Here is a 2,197-nt window from a genome sequence, read left to right as displayed (position 1 = left end):
ATTACAATTATACAAAAACGTTGACGGACCTGTATCCAGACGGTACGATTATTCCGTCAACGGAACGGACTGTGGCAGATGAACAGGTTCAATATATAGAAGATGGGATTTCCCAATGGACAGAATATAAATCTGCTTCGCAGCTAGCAGAAGAAAATATGCTTTATCTATCGCAGCACTACAAAATTCCTGACTATGCAACATTTACAAGCATGAGTACATGGGCAGTTGGATCCTACGAAGCGATCTTTTATGATGAACCATTAACTAGATCGGATTATATGGAATTGTTTAAGAATGAGGAGCAGAGCTTGCCCGGGATACGGCATAAAGCTACCGTAGCGGATTTAAATGGTATCATGTATTATGAGTTCACCGATGGCACAGTTATCCGCGAGAATGAATTTTATAAACAACTATCGAAACAAAGTATTGTTCCCGAGATTCCTGCGGGTGCTTATTATTCAGGTACGGATGAAATGCTGGCAGGAACACATGTCGTTTTAGACGGATTAGGAATGGTACCAATATTAGGTGCGATTCCAGATGCCATAAATGCTGGAATCTATGGACTGGAAGGCGATGGAGTAAACGCTGGATTATCGCTAGCGATGACACTACCAATTATAGAATATGCAGGCTATGCCACAAGATATGGCTCAAAAGCGGTTGATGTTGTAAATGGTGTTGATAATGTTAGTGATGTTGCTAAGGGTATAGGTAAATATAATAATGGATGGGATATGCCTAGTGGAGGCAGTAAGATAGGTGGAAGAAGATATTCAGAACATTCACTAGAAAGAATGGCGCCAGATACTATTCAAGTTAGAGCTGAGTTAGAAAAAAGAGCTCTTGAAAAGGGATTAAAGCCAGGTACTAAAGAATTTAAAAATTTTGTTGATCCAAGGGGTGTTCCACCGATGGTTGTAGAGAATACAATTAGAAATGTTAAACCTTCTGTTGGAAATAGACCTGATACACTAAAATATGATGGTAAAGACGTTACTGTAATTACAAATACAATAGGTGATGTTATTACGGTAATTCCAAAATAAGTGAGGAGGGGGTGTTTTCATGGCAATTAATTATGATGAATATTTGCTGCTTGAATTATTCAATAGTGAACCAATAATAATTGATAGAGAAGCTGAAATTTACAAATATCAAATGCAAGGGTCCCAAGGATTAGAATTAGCATTTTCTTTTTCGGTTTATGACCAATATGTAACAATAAGATTGAATCATGACCAACTCCAAAATCCATTATATGATATTGAAATACAGAATGTAGGGGAAATTAGGGTCGAGAAATCAAAACTAATAGTACTAAAGCAACAGAGTAAAGAGCAGGTAATCGAAGTTGAAGTTACGCCAAACTTTATGATTGATTTAAGCATCTAAAATAATAATAGGTCACGAGGATATTTTAGTTCTCGTGGCTTATATTTTTTTGTAGACCCAGTATCGCATAAATTACTCTTTATCTTTTAAAAATAATCACCGCCGAAGGTTGATGGAAAGTAACTTAGCATTATTAGCTGGGTATTAAGGAGTCCTTGCCGGTAGTGTGAGTTTACAAAGTAGTACGTCCTGGTAGAATGGTCAAGAAGTGCGGGATTGAATCCATACGACAGGTGCTCTGTCTGGGTATCAGGTACATAGAACGAATATGGATACAGGTTCCTCATATGGGAAAACAGATGTACAGCGAAATAGTTCGTATGCTACACTAGCGTCATATAAGACTGGTTCGTCTATGACGCGGGAGCAAAGGACGTATGAAGGTTATCAAACTGAAAGAACGTCTGACATTAGAAGAACAATAGTGGATAATCTACGGTTTTTAACGATTTATAATGAGGTTGATGTAAGAAATACGTGGTATTACAATTATACAAAAACGTTGACGGACCTGTATCCAGACGGTACGATTATTCCGTCAACGGAACGGACTGTGGCAGATGAACAGGTTCAATATATAGAAGATGGGATTTCCCAATGGACAGAATATAAATCTGCTTCGCAGCTAGCAGAAGAAAATATGCTTTATCTATCGCAGCACTACAAAATTCCTGATTATGCAACATTTACAAGCATGAGTACATGGGCAGTTGGATCCTACGAAGCGATCTTTTACGATGAACCATTAACCAGATCGGATTATATGGAATTGTTTAAGAATGAGGAACAGAGTTTG

2 protein-coding genes and 1 pseudogene are annotated in these 2,197 nt (G+C 37.8%); all 3 read left to right on the top strand.

Features of this window, described 5'->3' with window-relative positions; all coding sequences use genetic code 11:
- A pseudogene (locus JF53_RS17790) lies at nucleotides 1–1,055 on the top strand (hypothetical protein); the annotation flags it as partial.
- 19 nt (nucleotides 1,056–1,074) lie between these two features.
- Nucleotides 1,075–1,401, top strand: coding sequence for a hypothetical protein (locus JF53_RS00425; protein WP_047982070.1), 327 nt, complete (start codon nucleotides 1,075–1,077; stop codon nucleotides 1,399–1,401).
- 268 nt (nucleotides 1,402–1,669) lie between these two features.
- Nucleotides 1,670–2,197 (top strand): hypothetical protein (locus JF53_RS00420; RefSeq protein WP_157052435.1); only part of this gene is annotated, 528 nt, incomplete at its 3' end.

This window comes from Ornithinibacillus contaminans, assembly GCF_001038425.2.
GTDB classification, from domain to species: domain Bacteria; phylum Bacillota; class Bacilli; order Bacillales; family Amphibacillaceae; genus Ornithinibacillus; species Ornithinibacillus contaminans.
This window is presented reverse-complemented; position numbering and strand designations above follow the sequence as displayed.

What these genes read in the sequence shown, in the direction of transcription:
- JF53_RS00425 (WP_047982070.1), top strand. Translation starts at nt 1,075, where the DNA reads ATGGCAATTAATTATGATGAATATTTGCTGCTTGAATTATTCAATAGT.